General features: G+C 62.6%; 17 protein-coding genes. 10 read left to right on the forward strand and 7 right to left on the reverse strand.

The window, feature by feature from the left end:
* The first annotated feature begins 116 nt into the window (after positions 1-116).
* Positions 117-893 carry a LamB/YcsF family protein gene (locus F758_RS0121805; RefSeq protein WP_024509869.1) on the forward strand — a complete coding sequence of 259 codons (777 nt, stop codon included), beginning with the start codon at positions 117-119 and terminating at the stop codon, positions 891-893.
* A gap of 69 nt (positions 894-962) precedes the next feature.
* On the opposite strand, the gene F758_RS46580 is transcribed toward F758_RS0121805, so the two are convergent.
* A complete protein-coding gene (locus tag F758_RS46580; protein ID WP_024509870.1) occupies positions 963-1613 on the reverse strand; it encodes a hypothetical protein in 651 nt (216 codons plus the stop codon).
* A 360-nt stretch (positions 1614-1973) separates the two neighbouring features.
* Positions 1974-2372 carry a hypothetical protein gene (locus tag F758_RS44315; RefSeq protein ID WP_245286546.1) on the reverse strand — a complete coding sequence of 133 codons (399 nt, stop codon included), beginning with the start codon at positions 2370-2372 and terminating at the stop codon, positions 1974-1976.
* 213 nt (positions 2373-2585) lie between these two features.
* Between F758_RS44315 and F758_RS0121820 the strand changes: the two genes are divergently transcribed.
* The 5 genes from F758_RS0121820 to F758_RS0121840 all read left to right on the forward strand — a co-directional run bounded on the left by F758_RS0121820 (position 2586) and on the right by F758_RS0121840 (position 5891).
* Positions 2586-2933 carry a DUF1428 domain-containing protein gene (locus tag F758_RS0121820; RefSeq protein ID WP_024509872.1) on the forward strand — a complete coding sequence of 116 codons (348 nt, stop codon included), beginning with the start codon at positions 2586-2588 and terminating at the stop codon, positions 2931-2933.
* An 83-nt stretch (positions 2934-3016) separates the two neighbouring features.
* Positions 3017-3631 carry a class I SAM-dependent methyltransferase gene (locus F758_RS0121825; protein ID WP_024509873.1) on the forward strand — a complete coding sequence of 205 codons (615 nt, stop codon included), beginning with the start codon at positions 3017-3019 and terminating at the stop codon, positions 3629-3631.
* Between the two features lie 31 nt (positions 3632-3662).
* Positions 3663-4367 carry a glutathione S-transferase family protein gene (locus F758_RS0121830; RefSeq protein WP_024509874.1) on the forward strand — a complete coding sequence of 235 codons (705 nt, stop codon included), beginning with the start codon at positions 3663-3665 and terminating at the stop codon, positions 4365-4367.
* Positions 4368-4478: 111 nt separating this feature from the next.
* Positions 4479-5414, forward strand: a complete 936-nt coding sequence (locus tag F758_RS0121835) for an oxygenase MpaB family protein (RefSeq protein ID WP_024509875.1) — start codon at positions 4479-4481, stop codon at positions 5412-5414.
* Between the two features lie 120 nt (positions 5415-5534).
* Positions 5535-5891, forward strand: coding sequence for an ArsC family reductase (locus F758_RS0121840; protein ID WP_024509876.1), 357 nt, complete (start codon positions 5535-5537; stop codon positions 5889-5891).
* A 28-nt stretch (positions 5892-5919) separates the two neighbouring features.
* Here F758_RS0121840 and F758_RS0121845 read toward each other — a convergent pair whose 3' ends face one another.
* The 3 genes from F758_RS0121845 to F758_RS0121855 are packed head-to-tail and all read right to left on the reverse strand — an operon-like array spanning position 5920 to position 8844.
* Complete coding sequence (locus F758_RS0121845) at positions 5920-7503, reverse strand: solute symporter family protein (RefSeq protein WP_024509877.1); 1584 nt, start codon at positions 7501-7503, stop codon at positions 5920-5922.
* Between the two features lie 11 nt (positions 7504-7514).
* Positions 7515-7862 carry a DUF485 domain-containing protein gene (locus F758_RS0121850; protein WP_084305560.1) on the reverse strand — a complete coding sequence of 116 codons (348 nt, stop codon included), beginning with the start codon at positions 7860-7862 and terminating at the stop codon, positions 7515-7517.
* Positions 7863-7893: 31 nt separating this feature from the next.
* Positions 7894-8844 (reverse strand): LysR family transcriptional regulator, encoded by a 951-nt coding sequence (locus F758_RS0121855; protein WP_024509879.1) that lies wholly within the window; start codon positions 8842-8844, stop codon positions 7894-7896.
* 160 nt (positions 8845-9004) lie between these two features.
* Between F758_RS0121855 and F758_RS0121860 the strand changes: the two genes are divergently transcribed.
* The gene (locus F758_RS0121860; RefSeq protein WP_024509880.1) at positions 9005-10054 is read left to right on the forward strand and encodes a carbon-nitrogen hydrolase family protein; all 1050 of its coding nucleotides are present in this window, start codon (positions 9005-9007) and stop codon (positions 10052-10054) included.
* Here F758_RS0121860 and F758_RS0121865 read toward each other — a convergent pair.
* On the reverse strand, positions 10051-10674 hold the full coding sequence (locus F758_RS0121865) for a PAS domain-containing protein (RefSeq protein WP_024509881.1): 624 nt from the start codon (positions 10672-10674) through the stop codon (positions 10051-10053). The genes F758_RS0121860 and F758_RS0121865 overlap by 4 nt on opposite strands.
* 2 nt (positions 10675-10676) lie before the next feature.
* Positions 10677-11279 carry a PAS domain-containing protein gene (locus F758_RS0121870; protein WP_024509882.1) on the reverse strand — a complete coding sequence of 201 codons (603 nt, stop codon included), beginning with the start codon at positions 11277-11279 and terminating at the stop codon, positions 10677-10679.
* Between the two features lie 363 nt (positions 11280-11642).
* Here F758_RS0121870 and F758_RS0121875 point away from each other — a divergent pair, with 363 nt between their 5' ends.
* The 3 genes from F758_RS0121875 to F758_RS0121885 are packed head-to-tail and all read left to right on the forward strand — an operon-like array spanning position 11643 to position 14408.
* Positions 11643-12398: an ABC transporter ATP-binding protein gene (locus F758_RS0121875; RefSeq protein ID WP_024509883.1), complete on the forward strand. Its 756-nt coding sequence runs from the start codon at positions 11643-11645 to the stop codon at positions 12396-12398.
* Entirely contained in the window at positions 12391-13143 is a 753-nt protein-coding gene (locus F758_RS0121880) for an ABC transporter ATP-binding protein (RefSeq protein ID WP_024509884.1), read from the forward strand. Before F758_RS0121875 ends, F758_RS0121880 begins: the two co-directional genes overlap by 8 nt.
* A 41-nt stretch (positions 13144-13184) precedes the next feature.
* The gene (locus F758_RS0121885; protein ID WP_024509885.1) at positions 13185-14408 is read left to right on the forward strand and encodes an ABC transporter substrate-binding protein; all 1224 of its coding nucleotides are present in this window, start codon (positions 13185-13187) and stop codon (positions 14406-14408) included.
* Positions 14409-14436: the final 28 nt, after the last annotated feature.

The raw sequence follows: 14436 nt of genomic DNA on the forward strand, positions 1-14436 counted from the left end.
AATTTATCCAGGCCTTCGACATAGGTGCCGTGCGTGCGGCCCGGTCGGAAACCTCGTGGCGCAGCAAGCGCCATCATGTTTATATCGCGCCGGAATACCCCGAACGAGGTGAGACGATGGCGCTGATCGACATGAATTGCGATATGGGGGAGGGTTTCGGCGTCTATTCGCTGGGCGATGACGCCGAAATGCTCAAGATCGTCACGTCCGCCAACATCGCCTGCGGCTTCCATGCCGGCGATCCGCTGGTGATGCATCGGACGCTGAAGGAGGCCAAGGCCAACGGCGTCGGCGCCGGCGCGCATCCCGGCTTTCTCGATCTCTGGGGTTTTGGCCGCCGGCCAATCCAGGGCGAGCGTCCCGAGGACATTGAAAAGATCGTGCTCTATCAGGTCGGTGCCTTGACGGCTCTGGCCGCGGATGTCGGCCACAAGATCAGCCACGTCAAGACTCATGGCGCGCTCGGCAATATGGCCGCCGAAGATCGCGATCTGGCCGAGGCCGTGGCGCGGGCGATCCGCACGCTCGACAGAAACCTGATCTTCGTCGTGATGCCGGGGCAGGAGACGGAGCGGGCGGGAGAGAAATTCGGCTTGCCGGTCGTGCGCGAGATCTATGCCGATCGGGCGTACGCCGATAACGGCAATCTCGTATCGCGCCGTCTAGAGGGGGCGGTGATTCATGATGCGGAGGTAGCAGCGGAGCGGGTGATCCGCATGATCGGAGATCGCGAGATCACCTGTCTCTCCGGCAAGCGGTTGTCGACCCGGATCGACAGCGTCTGCGTCCATGGCGACACACCCGGCGCCGTTGCCATGGCGCTGCGCCTGCGCGAGCGGCTATCGTCGGTGGGCATCAAGCTTGCGCCGATGTCGGAGGTGATCGGGGTTTGAACGAGCAGGCCATGCGGCTGCGGACCGCGGTCGCGGAAGCCTCGCGCGCCGGCTCGAGCAATTTCGAGCTCACTCGCTCCCGGCCGCCTCGCAGCCCGCGGCGCGCGCGGTCTGGAGGGCATCTTCATAGGATTTCCGGAACTCCGCCGATTTCGGCGCAAATCGTTGCTTGCCGTCCGCCTCGTGCACGGCCGACATCAGCTCGAAGCAGCGCAAGGCGTGCGCCCATGGACTGTCGTCATTGCTGATGATGATGAAATCCTCAGGGAAGCTTTCGATATAGCTGACGTTGAACACATCGCCCGGCTGGGGGTAGTAGACGCCGTTCGCGGGCGGATAGACGTTGAAGTCGTCATCCTCGAAACTGGTTTGGATCGTGCGTTCGTCCGCCGTCTTGATCAGGACCTTGTAACCCATCACCCGGCGATCGTTGTAGGAATTTCCGGTGTCGTATGAGCCCGTGACAGTCGCTTGTCCCTGGGTGCCGAAACGATGGACGAGCACGGCACTGACGTCCGGCCCGAAGATCAGGTTGCCGATGCCAAGCGCGATGCCGAGGGGGAGGGGGATAAGGCTCCGAAACCGGGCCTGACCGTCCGCGCGCGGCCGAAAGGGAGGAAGCGACGGCGCGGCAAGCGACAGCATGATGCAGGCGAACAGCGCCAGAAAGCGCCACTGTGCCAGGGTGTGGAGAATGTGCAGGATCGCGTCGGTCAGCATAGGCTTCTACTCGCCCCATTGTACTCGCAATCTTCGCGCTGCCTCACCGCAGTTGTCGTCGCGATGTCAAGTTGCCCACCATCTATTGAGGGTCGGCAACAGGCCGTTTGACGGCGCGTTAAGACGAAAACGACAGCAGGAATAGGCGTGAAGGGCAGCGCAAACGGAGTCAGAACCAGCGTTGCGAGCCAGAGATCGTCGATGGAATCGATCTCTACGTGAGTGGGATCATAGGGGTCGTAAAGCACGAGAACCTTGTGGCCATCTTCGTACGGTTGATCGGTGGAGCCTGAGGGCGACGTGATACTTTCCACGATGTTGTGAAATCTGGAATGCATTCCGGATGGCTTGCCCCAGGGCTCATCGTTTCCTTCGCATTGAATATCCAGAATTTTGTCCCTGTTCGGAGGAAGGCGAGGTTCCGCCTCCAGGCGGGGGTTTGCCTGATGAGGGCGTCAGCTTCCGACGGGGATTGTAGGGGCTTTGCGGATTAACGTCGAGATCGACGTCCTCGATGCACTTTTGTGGGCTCTTGTGGCTTGTGCCGGTATGCCAATGTCCGCTGCGGAGTTTGACGTCGCGCATTTTATGCAATCGCAGACATTTCCACGCGCCTCCCGGCGGCAAGCCTTGGCTGGCACCGCCGGCGAACTGATAAGCGAATACGCGTTCCTGGCCCTTGGTGTGCCCGAGGATCGTCGGACAGAGTTCGCGCACGAAACCTTCGTAGCGGCAAAGCACCTGCTTGCGCTCGGTCATCGCCTTCTCGATCAATTCATAAGTTGTGCTCGACATCACGGGTCCTAACCTGAGCATACAGATAGGGACCCGCAGTGCCGGCCGCAAAAGCTGCCGGACATCGCAGCCGCAACGTCCCCGCCGATGCTGCGACGTAACGCCGCTTGCCGCGCGTGTCGGATTGCGGCCCCAACGATCGTCCTTCGGCTGCAACCAAACCCAAGGAGGTCTTTAATGCCCTATGTCGATGGTTTTGTGGTTCCGGTGCCGAAAGCCAACCTTGAAGCCTATAAGGCGCTGGCGCGAAAAGCCGGCGAGGTCTGGAAGGAATATGGCGCGATTTCCTATGTCGAATGCATCGGCGACGACGTGCCCTATGGCCAATTGACCTCCTTTCCCCGCGCCGTCCAGGCCAAGGAGGACGAGATCGTGATCTTCTCCTGGATCGTCTACCGCAGCCGGGCGGAGCGCGATGCGATCAACGCAAAGGTCATGGCAGATCCCCGGTTGAAGGGAGGCGACATGCCTTTCGACGGCAAGCGGATGATCTTTGGCGGCTTTGACATGTGGCTCGAAATGTGAGCGCATATCCGCCGCAGCCGTCACGATGCTGACAAGCGCGCCGGGTTGACTGAACTCATCCCGGCTGCGAGCGGGAAGCGCCAATGGGCTTCTATCAACGTCATATCGTGCCTTGCCTCACTCATCTGGCGATGAGCCAAAAGCAGCTTTTGCCGTTCCGCCGTCATATCGTCGGCGCGGCGGAGGGCAGGGTGCTCGAGATCGGCGTCGGCTCGGGACTGAATTTCCCGCTGTATGGCAGGAGCGCCGCATCGGTGATCGGGCTCGAGCCGTCGCCTGAATTGTTGCGGATGGCGCGCGCCCGGGCGCAGTCGGCTCCGCTGCCCGTCACGTTGCTTGATGCGTCGGCGGAGGCGATCCCGGTTGAGACCGGCAGCTTCGATACCATCGTCACGACGTGGACCCTGTGCACCATCCCCGACGCCTTGGGGGCGCTCTCCGAAATGCGCCGTGTGCTCAAGCCGGGCGGCGCGTTGCTGTTCGTCGAGCACGGCCGCGCGCCTGAGGCCGGCGTCGCACGGTGGCAGGACCGGCTCGATCCCCTGTGGTCGCGCTTCGCCGGCGGCTGCCACCTCAATCGCAAGATGGACGATCTTCTCACCGCCGCCGGTTTCCGCATCGAGGCGCTGGCAAATCCGCGATTGCCTGGACCGCGAACGCACACATATCTTTATGAAGGCCGCGCCAGACCCGCGTAGCCGCGCCACCGACCCAAGAGCCAGGAAAACGATGTCCGATCTCTCCGCCTTTCCCATCACCAAACGCTGGCCGCCGCGGCATCCTGACCAGTTGCAGCTTTATTCGCTTCCGACGCCGAACGGCGTCAAGGTCTCGATCATGCTAGAGGAGATCGGGCTGCCTTACGAAGTGCATCTGGTCGATTTCAACAAGGATGACCAGAAGACCGCGGAATTTCTTTCGCTCAATCCCAACGGCAAAATTCCCGCGATCATTGATCCCAACGGCCCCGGTGGCCAGCCGCTGCCGCTGTTCGAGTCAGGCGCGATCCTGCAATATCTCGCGGAGAAGACCGGCAAGCTGTTGCCGGGCGATCCGGCGCGCCGCTGGCAGACCATTCAATGGGTGCATTTCCAGATGGGCGGCATCGGGCCAATGTTCGGGCAGCTCGGCTTCTTCCATAAATTCGCTGGCAAGGACATTCCCGACAAGCGGCCGCTGGAGCGGTATGTCAACGAATCGAGGCGCTTGCTCGGCGTGATCGAACAGCGCCTCGGCGGGCGGCAATGGATCATGGACGATGAGTACACCATCGCCGACATCTCCATGCTTGGCTGGGTGCGCAACCTGATCGGCTTTTACGGCGCGCGCGAGCTGGTCGAGTTCGATCGCCTCACCCATGTACCCGCATGGCTCGAGCGGGGATTGGCGCGCCCCGCCGTACAGCGCGGACTGGACATTCCGAAGCGGCCGTGAGTGAGCCTGCCCCAATCTCGATGCGGCAGTCCGCTGAGGCGGCATTCAGGCCATGCGACCTAGGTCGAGGTCAATGCAACTCGCTTTGGGCATGCTTACATAAGAACCGTCATGCCAGTCTCCGCTGAGGATGTTGAACGTCAGCTCGACGCCGTGCGCGCCAGTGCCGCGGGGCCGCGAGAGGGGATATTCGGTCCGGCGTCCGTGACCTGGCAGGTGGACCGGGAAGCTGCGATCTTTCTCGGCGCCGGCCGCGCGCTCGTCCTGCAATTGGCCCACCCATGGGTCGCCGCCGCCATTGCCGATCAATCGCGGGTGTTCACCGATCCGCTTGGACGCTTTCACAGGACGTTCAAGGTGATGTTCACGATGGTTTTCGGCACGCGGGACCAGGCGTTCGCGGTGGCGCGCCGATTGTACCAGCGCCATACGGCCGTGGTCGGGGTTCTGCCCGTGGCGGCCGGCCCATTCGCCGCCGGCTCACCATATTGTGCCAATGACGTCGCGGCGCTGCGCTGGGTTCACGCCACCTTGGTCGAGACCGCGCTGATGGCGTATGATCTGGTGTTGCCGCCGCTGTCGTACGATGCGCGCGAACGCTATTGGTCCGAGGCCCGGCTCTATGCGGCCTTGTTCGGCATTCCGTCCGACAGCCTGGCCCCCGATTGGGCATCCTTCGTCGCCTACAATGAGGCGATGCTGGACTCGGATGTGCTCACCGTCATTCCGGCGGCTCGGGACATTGTCCGCCAGATCTTCTCGGGCGTGCCGACGAAGGTTCGGCCGCCATTCTGGTATCGGGCCCTGACCGCGCAGATGCTGCCGGCGCGACTGCGCGCCGCATTCGATCTTCCGTTCGGCGAGGCCGAGCAGCTCAGCGCTGCCCGCGCGTTGAAATGGATGCGGCGTAGCTATCCGCTGCTCCCCGACCGGGTGCGTACGGTGGGGCCCTATCAGGAGGCGCTTGCGCGCTTGCGAGGTCGGGAGCAGCCCTCGCTTGTGACGCGATGGCTCAACCGATTGTGGATAGGCCAGCCAAGCATGTGACATCTCCTGGAACGGACGGAGTAGCGGTGTACTAAGCGTGGCGAAGCGCCCGCCGGTGGGATAAGCATGCAGAGACGAGAACACCAGCTCGCCCGAACCGAACGGGAGACATCCTCAACAATGAGCATCACCATTTACGGCATCAAGAACTGCGACACCATGAAGAAGGCGCGTGCCTGGCTCGATGATCATGGCGTGGCTTACGAGTTTCACGACTACAAGGCCGCAGGCATCGCGAAGGACAAGCTCAAGCAGTGGAGCGACAAGCTCGGCTGGGAAAGCTTGCTCAACCGTGGCGGCACCACCTTTCGCAAACTGCCGGATGCCGAGAAAGAAGGCCTCAACGAGAAGAAGGCGCTGGCGCTCATGCTCGAGCAGCCTTCGATGATCAAGCGGCCGGTGCTGGAGATCGGCAGCAAGCTGCTCGTGGGGTTCAAGCCCGACGTCTACGCGAGCGAAGTGAAATCAAAGCGGTGAGATGGGGTTTGCGGCCGGCCGTCGGTTGCTAAGCCGCACTCTTGGTTCGGGGCCGCGGCGGCACGCTCGCCTGCAGCGGTCCGAGCAGCATCCGCTCCTGCATCTCGTCGAACGTGGCGTCGGCGTTGGCCTCGGTCGTGATCAACGACAGGACGATGGCCACGCAGAACGACAGCGGCAGGCTGATGATGGCGGGATTGCGCAGCGACACGAACCACCATTCATGTTCGACCTGCGCCAAGGGTTTGCCGAGGATGTCGACCTGGATGGTCGGCGACAGATAGATCAGGACGAGCGAGCTGATCGTTCCCACGAGAATGCTGGCGACGGCGGCTGACGTCGTGAGGCGGCGCCAGGTGATGGCGAGGACGAGCGAGGGGAAGTTGGCGGCGCAGGCGATCGAGAACGCAAGTCCCGCCATGAACGCGACATTCTGGCCCTCGAAAGCGATGCCCAGGACAATGGCGAGGATGGAGATGGCCACGGTCGCGACTCGTGCAATCCTGAGCTGTTCGGCCTCCGACGCCGAGCCGTTCCTGACCACATTGGTCCAGACATCGTGGCAGAGTGTGGCAACGCCTGAGAGCGTCAGGCCGGCGACCACGGCCAGCATGGTGGCAAAGGACACCGCGCAAATGAAGCCGAAGAAGGCATTGCCGCCCACGGTCAATGCCAGGAGTGGAGCCGCCATGTTGCCGCCGCCACCGGCCTTGGCCACCGCCTCGGGGCCGACCAGCACCATCGCACCGAAGCCGATGATGAACACCATGAGATGGAAGAGGCCAATGAGGCCGGTCGCGTACAGGATCGAGAGCCGTGCCGCCTTGGAATCCTTCACCGTATAGGCCCGCATCAGCACGTGCGGCATCGCGGCAGTTCCGAACATCAGGCCTATCCCGAGCGAGATCGCATCCCAGCGTCCCGACACCACCTTCGATCCCGGCTGCAGAACCCGCGCGCCGTATTTTTCGGATGCTGCGGCAAACAGCTTCAGCGGGCTCATGTCGAAATGCGTCAGCACCAGGAGTGCGAGCACAACGCCGCCGGCCATCAACAGCGCTGCCTTGACCACCTGGACCCAGGTCGTTGCCAGCATGCCACCGAACAGCACGTAGATCAGCATCACGCCGCCGACCACGACGACGGACCATATATAGGGAAGGCCGAAGAGCAGCTTGATCAGCGATCCCGTCGCGACCATCTGCGCGATCAGATAGAACAGGATCACGGCGATCGTGCCCACGGCGCCCGCAAGCCGCACGGGCCGTTGCCGCAGGCGGTAGGCCACTACATCGGCGAAGGTGAAGCGCCCCACATTGCGCAGGGGCTCGACAATCAAGAACAGGATGATCGGCCAGCCGACCAGCCATCCGATCGAGTAGATCATGCCGTCGAAGCCGTTCGACGTGACGATTCCGGCAATGCCGAGCAGGGCGCCGGCGCTCAGGAAATCTCCCGCCAGCGCCCAGCCATTCTGCCAGGGCGTGACTTCGCCGCCGGCGGCGAAAAAGTGCTCGGTCGTACGGGTTCGTCGCGCGGCCCAATAAGTGATCGCGAGCGTCAGCGCCATGAAGGCGAAGAAGAAGCCGATCGAAAGCGTGTTGCTGCCCATCTCCGTCCTCCCTAGCGAGCGAGCTTGCGAACGCCGCTGTCGAACACGCGGTTCGCCCAGATGACGTAAGCGAGGCAAAGCAGGAAGGAGGAGATGATCACGAGCGGACCAAGCACGATGCAAAGCGAAAGCCCCGGAGCCAGCACGGTTCCAAGCAGCGGCTTGTCAAAGGCAAACAGTCCCATGAAGCCGAAATAGATGACGACCATGGCCGCGCTCAGGACCAGCGCGAACTTTAGCCGTTTCTTGGCGAGCACTGCGCCGCGCTGCGCCGGATCGGCGTTGCCAGAGATGATAGCGGTCACGTCGCCCCTTACATCTTGCGGGATCTTGCGTGCGCCCCGGCCAGGCGCGTGCATGAAGCTTCCGCCGCGCCCTCTGCAAAGGGAACTACGGATTTTTGCAATCTGCCGTGCGCAGCTCCGGCACAGCGTCCCCGAGCGAGACCTGCATGTCCGGGTCCCGCTTGAGGGTGTTCTTGAGGAAGGCGCGGACGGCGCGAATGCGGGGAGCGAATTGCAGGTCGCTATGAACGTTGAGCCACACCTCGCGGGTGGTCGCCGCGACATCGGGAAGAACGGCCATGAGGTCCGACCGGCCTGCGACCGCAAAGCTTGGCAGCAGCACGATGCCAAGGCCGCCGGCAGCAGCGTTCATCTGCGCGATCATGCTGTTCGAGTGGAAGGCGACTTTCGGGTGCTCGATGACGTCGGCGAGCCAGCGCACCGAGTCCACCTGGATCAGATCCTCGATATAGGACACGAACCAATGCTCATGCAGGTCGCGCAAGGTTGCGGGTGTCCCGTGGCTGTCCAGATAGGCGCGAGCGGCATAAAGGCCGAGCCTGAATTTGCCGATACGCTCGGAGATCAGGCCGGGACCAGGCGGCCGGAAAAACGAGACGAATAGATCGGCCTCGCGCTTATGCACATAAACCGTCTGCGGCGAGGTAACGAGCTCGATCGTGAGTTGCGGCGCGACCCGACGCAGATTGGCAAAGCGTTGCGCGAGATAGAGCGAGGCGATGCCCTCCATGGTGGCCAGGCGCACGGTTCCGACCAGCTCCTGGGCGTCACCGGCGCTGGCCTCCTCGCGGATGGCAATCACCGCGCTCTCGACCCGCTCGGCATGGCGGAGGAGCCGTTCGCCGATATCGTTGAGCTTGAGCCCGGTGCGGTGCCGCTCGAACACCGCGATCCCGAGCGCGGCCTCCATCTGAGCGATCCGGCGGCTGACCGTCGAGTGGTCCAGGCGCATCCGTTTCGCGGTCTGGCTGAGATTCCCGGCACGCGCCGCGGTGAGGAAAACCCGCAGGTCGTCCCAGTTCAGCGTATCGAACATCCTGGCCTCCGACGGTTTGGACGGGATTGCGAGAGGCAAATCTCGTTCCAGTCAAGCCTTCCGATCCTTCGCAAGAGGCCTTGCGACAATTCAGATGCGGCGCAGAGCGGCGAAAATGATACCGGTCGGCGGCAATCGATCAATGAGAGCGGAAGAACCCATGCTCCCTCGCTTCAAGGCTGCCGCCGTCCACGCTGCGCCCGTCTTTCTCGACCGCCAGGCGACGACCGAAAAGGCCGTTGCCATCATGCGCGAGGCGGCGAAGGCCGGCGCGGAGCTGATCGCCTTTCCCGAGACCTACATCCCCGCCTTTCCGGTCTGGGCCGCCCTGTGGGCGCCGATCGACAATCATGACCTGTTCGTCCGCATGGCCGATCAATCCGTGCTGGCGGATGGCCCCGAAGTCGCACGGCTCTGCGCCGAGGCGCGGGCGCTTGGGGTGACGGTCTCGATCGGCATCAGCGAGCGTTCGCCGGTGAGCGCCGGCGGATTGTGGAACGCCAACCTGCTGATCGGCGAAGAGGGCGACGTTCTGGTTCATCACCGCAAGCTGGTGCCGACCTTCTACGAGAAGCTGGTTTGGTCATCCGGCGACGGTGCCGGTCTGAAGCTTGCGGAAACGCGGCTGGGGCGCGTCGGATGCCTGATCTGTGGCGAGAACACCAATCCGCTGGCGCGCTTCGCGCTGATGGCCCAGGGCGAGCAGGTGCACGTCTCGAGCTGGCCGCCGATGTGGCCGACACGGAGACCCGCGGGCGGCGGCAACTTCAACAACGTGGTCGCCAACCGCATCCGTGCCAGCGCGCACTGCTTCGAGGCCAAGGTATTCGGGATCGTCACCGCGGGCTATATGGATGCGGCGATGCGTGCATGTCTGATCGAACGCGATCCTGATATCGCCGATGTGATCGATCGGACGCCGCGCGCGGCGAGCTTTTTCGTCGATCCGACTGGCGAGATGATGGGCGACGTGCTGCAGGACGACGAGGGCATTGCCTATGCCGAGATCGATCTCAACCGATGCGTCGAGCCCAAGCAATTTCACGATGTGGTCGGCTACTACAACCGGTTCGACATTTTCGACCTGTCGGTCGACCGCACCCGGCTGACGCCCGCAACGTTTCGCGAGGACGTCCGCGCAACCGTCCCGGCAGAGCCGCACGCATCGCGACTGGCCGAGATCTCGGTGGGCGAGGATACGTTTGGCTAATCCGCCTCGATGATGTCGTCGGAGGCGCGCACGCCGGGGGGCCGATGCGCGAGTTCGAGGTCGATCACGGCGTTGAGCATCCGCACCGGCAGCGAGTCGGCGCGCGGGCCCATCAGATTCGTGATCTTGAAGCCGCCCTCGATGCTGATCGCCTTGTAGGAGCCCACGATCTGCTCGACCTCATCGCCGCGGCCGAACGGCAGCAGCAAGCGCTCGAACGACACCTCCTTGCCGTCCAGGTCCTTCACCTTCGCAATGGAATAGGTCGGCCGCCTGCGTGCGACACAGGCGCGATAGCAGGGCAGGGCACGCGCGTAGGCGACCGGCTCGACCGCGGCATCGAGATAGCGATGGATGCGTGCGGCGGGATCGAGGTCTTCGCGGCCATAGGCAGCCGCGAGCCGCGATCCTTCCTGAGTGATGAAAAACCGTGCGCTCTCGCCCGCGCCTTCAACGTTGAAAATCATCATATCGGCGAGTTCGTCGGCACCCCCATCATGCCGGAAATCGGCGATCGCAGGCAGGCCGTTCGGCTCGCGCAGCGCACGGAGCCAGGCGTTGAGCAGCACGCGTTGCTGGATGGACCTCACCACCGAGGGATTGGCGCTGGCGAATTCCATGTCTAGTTGAATTCAATCACGTCGCGCGCCGGAATGCGGCCGGGGGCGCGGTAAGACAGATCGCGGTCGATGACGGCGCGAATTTTGGGCCTGGGCAGCGTGTCATTTCCCCGCATCAGATTCTTGATTTCAAAGCCGCCGTCCTCGCAAATCGTCTTCAGCGACGCGAGGACATCGGTGACGGCACCGCCGTTCGAAAATGGCATGAGCAGCCGCTCATAGGCGACGATTCGCCCGTAAGTATCATCGATATGCGCAACCGTGTAGACGGGAAGTTTCCGTCTCACACATTCGTAATAGACCGGCATCACGTAAGGCGCGAGCCGCGGACCGACATACGCGTCGAGATAGTGGCCTTTGCCGGTGTGGCCGTAGGCGCTCGACATCCGCGTACCCTCGCTTTGGATGGTGAAGCGCGGCGGGTCGCGATCGGCCTCGACCGTATAATAGACGAGGTCCGGTTTCTCCTCCTCCAGCCGCTCCGGCTGATATTCGGCGATCCGCGGCAATGACTGCTCGCGCGCGTACAGCCTGAGCCAGCCGTTCAGGAGTTCGCGCTGCCTGATTGATTTGACGACCGAAGGGCCCCCGCTCTCGAAATCCACGGCTGAAACCCACGTCCACTGCAACAGACGAAGTTTCCCATCCAAGGGAAAATTTTCTATGAAGGGGAGGTCGGCCAACCAGCGTCGAAGGCAAATTTTTCGCCTCTAGCGGAATGGTGGACCTTGCGCTACAGCCGCTCCCGGCCGCGTGTCGTCGATCATGCGACTAAGGGCGGAGCCGCGCGGCGGCACGCCACGGGGGCGGATAAAGCTTTCCGCCTTGCGTAAGCGGGGGAGATGACGGCATATTCCGCCCCGGAGGCGGCGGTTCGGGACGGTTTTCCCGCGCGTTTCCTGGGAAACTGCCCGTTGCGTTAAAAACGAGCCGTGCACGCCAGATCGTGCGCGGGAGGGGGAAATTGTTTGGCTGACGAGTTCATTCTCGAGACCCACGGATTGACCAAGGAATTCGCGGGATTCTTCGCCGTTCGCGACGTTTCGCTGAAGGTTAGACGTGGGCACATTCACGCATTGATCGGTCCCAACGGGGCCGGCAAGACCACGTGTTTCAATCTCCTCACCAAGTTCCTGCGGCCGTCCGCGGGCACTATTCTCTATAAGGGGCAGGACATCACGGCGACGGCGCCGGCCGACGTCGCGCGGCTGGGCTTGGTGCGCTCGTTCCAGATCTCGGCGGTATTCCCGCATCTCACCGCGCTGGAAAATGTCCGGGTCGCGCTGCAGCGTCAGCACGGCCAATCCTTCGATTTCTGGCGCTCCAAGTCCGTGCTCAACCGCTTCAACGGGCGGGCGCTGGAATTGTTGAACGATGTGGGCCTGAGCGAGTTTGCCAACACGCCCGCGGTCGAAATGCCCTATGGACGCAAGCGGGCGCTGGAGATCGCGACGACGCTCGCGCTCGATCCGGAGATGATGCTGTTGGACGAGCCGATGGCCGGCATGGGCCATGAGGACATCGACAAGATCGCCGCACTGATCAAGCGCATCTCGGCCAAATACACCATCCTGATGGTCGAGCATAATTTGAGCGTCGTCGCCAACCTCTCCGACGTCATCACAGTGCTGACGCGCGGCCATGTGCTGGCCGAAGGGTCATATGCCGATCTTTCCAAGGACGAGCGCGTCAAGGAAGCCTATCTCGGAGCCGGTCATGCCTGATTTGCCCTTGGCTGAAGCGCCCGCGAGAACCGCGTCCGCAGCGGGCGGCGAGATCCTGTCGGTCGCCAATCTCGAAGCCTGGTACGGCGAGTCGCATATTCTTCACGGCATCAATTTCAGCGTGAACGCCGGAGAGGTCGTCACGCTGCTCGGCCGCAACGGCGCCGGCAAGACCACGACGCTGAAGTCGATTATGGGTATCATCGGCAAACGCTCGGGGTCGATCCGCTTCAACGCCCAGGAGATGATCCGCACGTCGTCCGACAGGATCGCGAGGGCAGGCATCGCCTTCTGCCCCGAGGAGCGCGGCATCTTCTCCAGCCTCGATGTGCGCGAAAACCTGCTGCTCCCCCCGGTGGTGCGGCAAGGCGGGCTGTCGCTGGACCAGATCTTCGACCTGTTCCCGAACCTGAAGGAGCGGCTGAAAAGCCAGGGGACGAAACTCTCCGGCGGCGAGCAGCAGATGCTCGCGATCGCGCGCATCCTGCGCACCGGTGCAAGCTTCCTGATGCTGGACGAGCCGACCGAAGGCCTCGCGCCCGTGATCATCCAGCAGATCGGCCATACCATCGCGCGGCTGAAGAAGGAGGGCTTTACCATCCTTCTGGTGGAACAGAATTTCCGCTGGGCCTCGACCGTGGCCGACCGCTACTACGTCGTCGAGCACGGCAAGATCATCGACGGTTTTGCCAACAGCGAACTGCAGGCCAACATGGAAAAGCTGCACGCTTACCTTGGCGTTTAACGGCACGGCGAAGATTAACGAGAAAAGGTCAGGAATAAACAATGAAAACCAAATCGATTGCATCCTTGTTGCTGACGACGGCGCTCACGCTCGCGGCGGCGAGCCTCGCGCACGCCGACGACAAGGTCGTCAAGATCGGCGCACTCTCCGATCAGTCCGGCCTGTACGCGGACCTCGGCGGGCCGGGGTCGACCCTTGCGGCGCAGATGGCCGTGGAAGACTCAGGGTTGACAGGGAAGGGCTGGAAGATCGACATCATCGCCGGCGATCATCAGAACAAGCCCGATATCGGCGTCAACATTGCGCGGCAATGGTTCGATGTCGATAAAGTCGACGTCATCGTCGACGTGCCCAATTCCGGCGTCGCGCTGGCGGTCTCCAACATCGTCAAGGAGAAGAATGGTATCCTGCTCAATTCCGGCGCGGGTACGTCCGATCTGACCAACTCGCAATGTACGCCCAACACGATTCATTGGACCTACGACACCTACACCCTGGCCCACGGCACCGGTTCGGCCCTCACCAAGAACGGCGGCGATAGCTGGTTCTTCCTCACGGCTGATTATGCCTTCGGCGCAGCTCTCGAACGCGATACCACGGCGGCCGTCCAGGCGGCGGGCGGCAAGGTACTCGGCGGCGTCAAGGCTCCGCTGAGCACGGCTGATTTTTCTTCTTTCCTGCTGCAGGCGCAGGCCTCCAAGGCCAAGATCATCGGCCTGGCCAATGCAGGAGCCGACACCACCAATTCGATCAAGCAGGCTGCCGAATTTGGCATCACGAGCGGCGGCCAGAAGCTCGCGGCGTTGCTTCTGTTCATCACCGATGTGCACTCGCTCGGCTTGAACACGGCACAGGGGCTGAACTTCACCGAGACCTTCTACTGGGACATGAACGATGGGACGCGCGCCTTCGCCAAGCGGTTCCAGGAGCGGATGAAGAACCACAACATGCCGACCATGGTGCACGCCGGCGTCTACGCCAGCCTGTCGCATTACTTCAAGGCGCTGGAAGCCCTCGGCGGCAACCCGCATGACGGCGCCAAGATCGTCGCGAAGATGAAGGAAATTCCGACCGATGATGCCCTGTTCGGCAAGGGCAGTATCCAGCCGAATGGTCGCACCATTCATCCGGCCTATCTCTTCGAAGTCAAGAAGCCGTCCGAGTCCAAGGGACCGTGGGATTACTACAAGCTCGTGTCCACCATTCCCGCGGACGAGGCCTTTACGCCGCTGGACAAGAGCACTTGTCCCTTGCTGAAGAAGTGACCCTGGAAGTGCGGCGGCCGGGCCTGCC

This window comes from Bradyrhizobium sp. ARR65 (assembly GCF_000472385.1).
GTDB lineage: Bacteria > Pseudomonadota > Alphaproteobacteria > Rhizobiales > Xanthobacteraceae > Bradyrhizobium.

Excerpts from the sequence above, each read along its gene's own strand:
- F758_RS0121860 (WP_024509880.1), top strand. The coding sequence starts at position 9,005 with ATGCTCCCTCGCTTCAAGGCTGCCGCCGTCCACGCTGCGCCCGTCTTT.
- F758_RS46580 (WP_024509870.1), bottom strand. The coding sequence starts at position 1,613 with ATGCTGACCGACGCGATCCTGCACATTCTCCACACCCTGGCACAGTGG.
- F758_RS0121835 (WP_024509875.1), top strand. The coding sequence starts at position 4,479 with ATGCCAGTCTCCGCTGAGGATGTTGAACGTCAGCTCGACGCCGTGCGC.
- F758_RS0121840 (WP_024509876.1), top strand. The coding sequence starts at position 5,535 with ATGAGCATCACCATTTACGGCATCAAGAACTGCGACACCATGAAGAAG.
- F758_RS0121865 (WP_024509881.1), bottom strand. The coding sequence starts at position 10,674 with ATGGAATTCGCCAGCGCCAATCCCTCGGTGGTGAGGTCCATCCAGCAA.
- F758_RS0121830 (WP_024509874.1), top strand. The coding sequence starts at position 3,663 with ATGTCCGATCTCTCCGCCTTTCCCATCACCAAACGCTGGCCGCCGCGG.
- F758_RS0121845 (WP_024509877.1), bottom strand. The coding sequence starts at position 7,503 with ATGGGCAGCAACACGCTTTCGATCGGCTTCTTCTTCGCCTTCATGGCG.
- F758_RS0121855 (WP_024509879.1), bottom strand. The coding sequence starts at position 8,844 with ATGTTCGATACGCTGAACTGGGACGACCTGCGGGTTTTCCTCACCGCG.
- F758_RS44315 (WP_245286546.1), bottom strand. The coding sequence starts at position 2,372 with ATGACCGAGCGCAAGCAGGTGCTTTGCCGCTACGAAGGTTTCGTGCGC.
- F758_RS0121825 (WP_024509873.1), top strand. The coding sequence starts at position 3,017 with ATGGGCTTCTATCAACGTCATATCGTGCCTTGCCTCACTCATCTGGCG.
- F758_RS0121820 (WP_024509872.1), top strand. The coding sequence starts at position 2,586 with ATGCCCTATGTCGATGGTTTTGTGGTTCCGGTGCCGAAAGCCAACCTT.
- F758_RS0121880 (WP_024509884.1), top strand. The coding sequence starts at position 12,391 with ATGCCTGATTTGCCCTTGGCTGAAGCGCCCGCGAGAACCGCGTCCGCA.
- F758_RS0121805 (WP_024509869.1), top strand. The coding sequence starts at position 117 with ATGGCGCTGATCGACATGAATTGCGATATGGGGGAGGGTTTCGGCGTC.
- F758_RS0121850 (WP_084305560.1), bottom strand. The coding sequence starts at position 7,862 with ATGCACGCGCCTGGCCGGGGCGCACGCAAGATCCCGCAAGATGTAAGG.
- F758_RS0121885 (WP_024509885.1), top strand. The coding sequence starts at position 13,185 with ATGAAAACCAAATCGATTGCATCCTTGTTGCTGACGACGGCGCTCACG.